4 protein-coding genes are annotated in these 6,029 nt (G+C 55.8%); 2 read left to right on the top strand and 2 right to left on the bottom strand.

From position 1 onward, the window contains the following. Positions 1-383 precede the first annotated feature (383 nt). On the top strand, positions 384-3,497 hold the full coding sequence (locus tag U9R81_RS09295) for a histidine kinase N-terminal 7TM domain-containing protein (protein ID WP_322495202.1): 3,114 nt from the start codon (positions 384-386) through the stop codon (positions 3,495-3,497). A 10-nt stretch (positions 3,498-3,507) separates the two neighbouring features. After that, positions 3,508-3,783, top strand: coding sequence for a hypothetical protein (locus U9R81_RS09300; RefSeq protein WP_322495203.1), 276 nt, complete (start codon positions 3,508-3,510; stop codon positions 3,781-3,783). A 63-nt stretch (positions 3,784-3,846) separates the two neighbouring features. Here U9R81_RS09300 and U9R81_RS09305 read toward each other — a convergent pair whose 3' ends face one another. Both U9R81_RS09305 and U9R81_RS09310 read right to left on the bottom strand, forming a co-directional pair. Then, a complete protein-coding gene (locus U9R81_RS09305; RefSeq protein ID WP_322495204.1) occupies positions 3,847-5,187 on the bottom strand; it encodes an MFS transporter in 1,341 nt (446 codons plus the stop codon). 153 nt (positions 5,188-5,340) lie between these two features. After that, positions 5,341-5,646: a LuxR C-terminal-related transcriptional regulator gene (locus tag U9R81_RS09310; protein WP_322495205.1), complete on the bottom strand. Its 306-nt coding sequence runs from the start codon at positions 5,644-5,646 to the stop codon at positions 5,341-5,343. Positions 5,647-6,029: the final 383 nt, after the last annotated feature.

The following is a 6,029-nucleotide window of genomic DNA, read 5'->3' on the forward strand; positions in this document are numbered from 1 at the left end:
CGGGGCCGGCGGCTGCTCGCGCAAACGCGCGCGGAAGGCAGCCAGCGCCTGCCGCTTACGGGCTAGAAATTCGCGTAAACTCCAGATCGGAGCCATAGCGCCTCCCTTAGATAATGACGTTGCCTTTAGCGGTAGAAGCGGATACGATATGGTGAAGAGTGCAGGAGTGTCATTGCTGCACACAATAGGCGGCGAATCCATATCCGCCAAGGTTCGGAGAGAATGTTTTACACCGGATACAACGGGAATTTCAGCTATTATCCATCGCCTCCATGTTCTTGTCAAGCAGCGATTCCGCGCTAGCTATTTCGGCTACAATATCAACACAAGATGGTGCGTCAGCCTCTCAGTCACAACCAATCCTGACGCACTGGGGGATAACGATGCTGTTCAATGCCGCAATCACAATTGGTCTCCTTTGGCTAGTTTGCCTGATTGCCATCGGCGTCGCGATCTATCTTTGGCCACGTCGCGGCGTCGCCGGAGGGCACGAATTTCTCTTCATGCTCGCCGCCATTGTGGTATGGGCCGGAGCTGATGCGCTGGAATTGAGCTCAACAACGCTGGAGAGCAAGCTGTTCTGGCGGCTCGTCCAACAGGTTGGCATCATTCCATTGCCGCCTAGTTGGCTCCTGTTTACCTTTGCGTATCTCGATTTTCAGCCGTGGAGCCGTTCGCGCGCGCGTTGGCTGCTCTTTGCTTTTCCACTACTTACCTTGCTCATCGCGTTTACCAATCACGAGCATCACCTATTCTTTCACGAAGTCCGCCTTAGCCTGCATGATCCGCCACACCTCGAAATCATTCCCGGACGGTGGTTTTGGGTGCATATTGGCTATTCGTATATCTGTCTCACCACCGGATTAGCGCTCATTACGGGCGCTTTCTGGCAGGCGTCACCGCTCTTCCGGCGACAAGCAATCCTCATTTCGCTTGGGTTCCTCTTCCCTTTCTTGTCTAACTGGTCATATTTAAGCCAAGTTACCCTCTTGGGTGTTGATACCACTCCGATTTCATTTTTACTATCAGCGACGTTTATCATTACCGGGTTATACCGTTATCGATTCCTCCACCTTGTACCGGTTGCCCGCGATCGCTTGATTGAAGCGATGGCCGATGCCATGATTGTGACTGATCAAACCGGTAGGATTATCGACCTCAACCCGGCAGCCCAACGGCTATTCGGTCATCTAGCGCAAGTCAACACCCCGTTGGCCGAAACGCTTGGCTGGCCGGCCTTAACCAGAGCCGCCCAATCACATCATCCGGTGCGAATCGAGCTTAATTGTCCTAAACACCCTGATCGGTTCTTTGATATTACGATCGATCCACTTTATGATCGGAACGGCCAGTTCAGCGGTCGGATCTTTGTATTGCGCGAAATTACCGAGCGGAAGCGCGTTGAACAACGCTTGCACGAAGCGTTGCAGCGCTTCACCGATATGATTGAACGAACGCCGCTGGTCGCCATTCAGCGGTTTGATCGCCGCGGCGTTGTGCTGGAATGGAACCGGGTCTGCGAGCAATTCTACGGCTACACTGCGGCTGAGGCATGCGGACGCCGTTTGCAAGACCTCATTCTCAGCGGGAGTGAGATCGCTGAATTCGAGCACCAAATCGAACAGATCTGGACGAGCGGCCAAGCCCCGCCGCCGCGCACGTGGCAGATTCACACCAAAACCGGCGAGGTACGCTGGCTCTATTCAGCGATGTTTCCCCTCTTTGCCAATGGGCAGGTGAGCGACATTGTCTGTATGGATGTGGATATTACCGATATCCGTCTCGCCAGTGACAATCTGCGTCGCCAGCGCGATCAATTGGCCGCGTTGCACCGATTGACGCTTGATTGGCTCAATCGCCGTGAGATGAACGATCTCTTGCAAGCGATTACCGACAGCGCCTACCGAGTGCTCAATGTGAGCTATACCGAATTGTTGCTGGCTGAAGATGAGAACACATTAAGGGTGCGCGCCTGTACGCCATCGCTGCCAAGCCAACTCATGCGACGTGAAACTCCAACCAGTGCCCCCCTCTCGTGGCGCGCGTTTCGCGATCGCCAGCCCGCGATCGTGCTTAATTACACGGCATGGCCGGAACATACGCCTGATTACGAGCAGTTCAATTTTGGCCCAGCAATGGCCTTGCCGATTATTGTCGGCAACGAATGCCTTGGCGTGATCGGAATGGCCCGCGACCAGCACGGCTCACCGTTCACAACCGACGAGATCCAGCATGCGATGCTGCTCACCCAACTAGCGGCGCTAGTGCTCGACAGCTCAAACCTGTACGCTGCCGCGCAGCGCGAAATTGAGGAACGGAAGCAGGCCGAACAACAGCAAGCGAAATTGCAAGCCCAACTCTTACAAGCCCAAAAGATGGAGGCAATCGGACAACTAGCCGGTGGCATTGCGCATGATTTCAACAACATCTTGACGGTGATCACCGGGAGTATTGAGCTGGCGTTGCTAGAACTAGAAGCCGATCACCCAATCTATCCCGAACTCGAGTCGATTCGCCAGAGCGCGAGCCGCGCCAGCGAACTTGTGCGCCAATTGTTAGCGTTTGCGCGTCGCCAAACCAGCCAGCCACAGTTGATCGATATTAATCACCAGATCAATGATACGATGAACATGATGCGGCGGCTGATCGGTGAGCAAATTCACTTGAAGTTAGAATTGAGCGAACCAATCGAGCAGGTGATGATCGATCCACACCAGTTTAAACAAGTGCTGATTAATCTCGTCGTCAATGCCCGTGACGCAATGCCGCATGGCGGCGAATTGACGATTCGCACGGCAGTGCAATATTTCAGTGCTGGCGAGATCCCCCCCTTTAGCCAAGCGCAGGCCGGCAAGTATGTGTTGCTCGCGGTATCTGATACAGGCATCGGGATTGACGAAGCGATCCGTCCGCATATCTTCGAGCCGTACTTTACCACGAAGCCAATCGGCAAAGGCAGCGGCCTTGGCTTGGCCATCTGTAACGGGATCGTAAGCCAGCATGGCGGTTTTCTGATTGTCGAAAGCCAGCCCGCTGCCGGCAGTTGCTTTACCATCGCCTTGCCGGCAGCGGCGAGCGCGGCAATGACCATGCATGATCAGATAGACACTGCGCCGGAGATCGACTCCAGCGGTCACGAAACGATTTTGCTGGTTGAAGATGACCCGTATGTACGCCAACTCGCGACCCGGTTGCTGCGCGAGCATGGCTACACGGTATTGGAAGCGTCCCAAGCGCGCGAAGCGCTCCAACTAGCCCACCAATACGGTGATGACCTGCAACTGATGCTCACCGATATTGTACTGCCACAGATGGACGGCATTGCCTTAGCGCGTCAGATGCAAGCCTTGCTGCCTCATCTGCGGGTTATTTTGATGTCGGGTTACTTGCAACATCTTCAATCCCGCCACGAGCTGCCGTACCCGGTGTTGAGCAAGCCGTTCAACCGCCAGCAGTTGTTAGCAATTATCCGGCAAACGATCGAACAACCCTCGTGAGAGGTGAGGTATGGAACAAATCGCTGGTTTTCTGATTGCGCTCCTCGTCACGCTCTTGCTCGGCCTGATCGGATTCTTTGCATGGCGTTATTGGCGCGAACAGGTCAACATCTCACCCGAAGACGAAGAACTGCTGCGCGAGATTGCCGAACTGAACAACCGGCAGGCAAACCGGATCAGCGATCAACGTTTGCGTTCCGGCATTGATCCCGATGAGGCGTGGCGGATCATGGTGCAACGCGGCCAACGCAGCCGCCGCCCTACCGGATCATCCCGCCAAAAATGATCATGGTACAGCGGATTTGGATAATCGAAGGACGCACGTGTAGAGCCGCGCGGCCGTGCGGCTCTACACGTGTGCCGGCGCCTGATTGCCCGCCTCTTGCGCTGCCCGCCGCACGTTCACGAACAACAACAAGATAAACCCGCTGACGAAGAAGATAATCAGTGAGACGATCGCGATCCGGTAGCTGCCGGTAATCTGGTAGGCAACGCCAAACAGCAACGGCGCCAACCAGCTCGTGCCGCGCTCGCCGACTTCGTAGAGGCTAAAGTACTCAGCTTCCTGCCCATCAGGGATCATCAACGAGAAGAGCGACCGGCTGATCGCTTGGCTCCCGCCGAGCACTAATGCAATCGCCGCGCCTAGGGCAATAAACTGGATGTCGCTATTCGCTGGCATCACATAAGCATACGCGACCACCACCGTCCAAATCACCAGACTACCCAGCAGCACCCGCTTCGAGCCAAGCCGGGTCGCTAACGCGCCAAACACCAACGCGCCAATAAACGCCACGAACTGCACCATCAAGATGGTAGCAATGCGGGTTGACTCGCCGATTCCCAGCTCTTCGGCGCCAAACTGGGCCGCTAACGCGATCACCGCTTGAATGCCGTCGTTGTAGAGCAGGTACGCCGCCAGAAAGAGCAGCGTCTGCGGATAGTTGCGCATCTGGCGGAAGGTGTGGGCCAGTTGGCGAAACCCTACGGTGAGGTAGCGTTCACCGGGGGGCAAGCGCCGTAGCGCGCCACGGTTGCGTAGCGTGAGCATCGGGATAATCGTAAAGATTGCCCACCACATGCCGGCTGAGACGAGGCTGATCCGCACTGCCATGCTGCTCGCAACCCCCAGCGATTCGGCGTTGAGGAAGAAGACTAGATTGGCGGCGAGCAGTAAGCCGCCGCCGAGGTATCCCAATGCCCACCCCTGCGACGACACTGCATCGCGCCGGTCAGGCGAAGCGATGTCGGGCAAGAAGGCGTTGTAGAAGACAATTGAGGCGCCAAAGGAGAGGTTTGCCAACAGAAACAGGATCCCACCGAGCAGATACCGTTCACCCTCAAGAAAGTACAGCCCCATCGTCGCAAAGGCGCCAATGTAAGCAAAGATCGCCAGCATCTGCTTGCGCGCGTTGGAGTAGTCGGCAATTGCGCCCAAGATGGGGAGGAAGAACACTTGCAAGAGCACTGAGAGCGATACCACGTAGGGGAAGAACGATCCTGCCGCAACCGGAATGCCAAACGGGTAGACGAGACCATTCGCATCCGCCGCATTGCGAGTAATCGAAGTGAGATATGGCCCCAAAAAGACTGTTACAACGGTAGTGGAAAATGCCGAGTTTGCCCAATCGTAGAAGTACCAGCCGATCTGTTCACGCCGGTTATCGGTCGCGGCTGCCACGGTCGCCATGCATACTCCTTTGCATCACCGCTGTGCGCCGCGCGGGCGGCGCACACCAATCCTGCTCGTATGGAAGGGAAGTATGAACATTCCAAGGATCCACAGGACATGATGCATTGTACCATGGGGATTGGTTGATGATGCAACGGCGCTACCCCGCCACTACAAGAGATCGCCGTATGTGAGGGTATACAATACGACTGCCAACATCACAATCACAGTGCGTTCCAATGGATATGCTTGGCTATTCTCTCGTAGGCCAAGCCGGCGATAGAGGTCATTGATATACGTGCGCACCGATTTCTCGCTTAATCGCAACTGTTTGGCTATTGCTTTCGGCACATTCCCCATCGCGCGCACAATCCGGCGCAAACGCGGCGGCACATCGCGGAGACGTTCAGCAGCCTGTTGCACAACCGAACGTAATTCAGCAGGAAGGGCATCTAGGAAACGCTGCGGGGTAAGCATTGATGCCTCCTAGATAGGTACGACGATGAACGAGATACATTTACCCTTCCTTATAGCAATTGAACAGCAGGCTATCAAGGAAATTTATTTTCCTATCGTGGTTAGAGCAGCGTATGGCGGGCAATACTATCGCTTACGTTTTTGCGTCTTTTCGTGGCTATGAACCACCTACCCCGCCGGTAGCTAGAACCAAAATCGCGTTCCCTCTTACTGCGTGATGCCCAGCTCAGCCGCTGCCGCCCCAATCAACGAGTTGTTCGCCATTTGGCCGTCACGACCATTCGCCCGCGCGCCGTTCCTGCGCTGCATCCACCTGCCCCGCGCCCCGCCTTGCTGCATCCACCCGCCGCGGGCCGCCTGCCCGGCGCCATACGCGCCTCCCA

Source organism: Chloroflexus sp., assembly GCF_034435895.1.
In the GTDB taxonomy this organism is placed as follows: Bacteria; Chloroflexota; Chloroflexia; order Chloroflexales; family Chloroflexaceae; genus Chloroflexus.

Coding starts and splice junctions, on each gene's coding strand:
- U9R81_RS09295 (WP_322495202.1), top strand. CDS start 384: ATGCTGTTCAATGCCGCAATCACAATTGGTCTCCTTTGGCTAGTTTGC.
- U9R81_RS09300 (WP_322495203.1), top strand. CDS start 3,508: ATGGAACAAATCGCTGGTTTTCTGATTGCGCTCCTCGTCACGCTCTTG.
- U9R81_RS09305 (WP_322495204.1), bottom strand. CDS start 5,187: ATGGCGACCGTGGCAGCCGCGACCGATAACCGGCGTGAACAGATCGGC.
- U9R81_RS09310 (WP_322495205.1), bottom strand. CDS start 5,646: ATGCTTACCCCGCAGCGTTTCCTAGATGCCCTTCCTGCTGAATTACGT.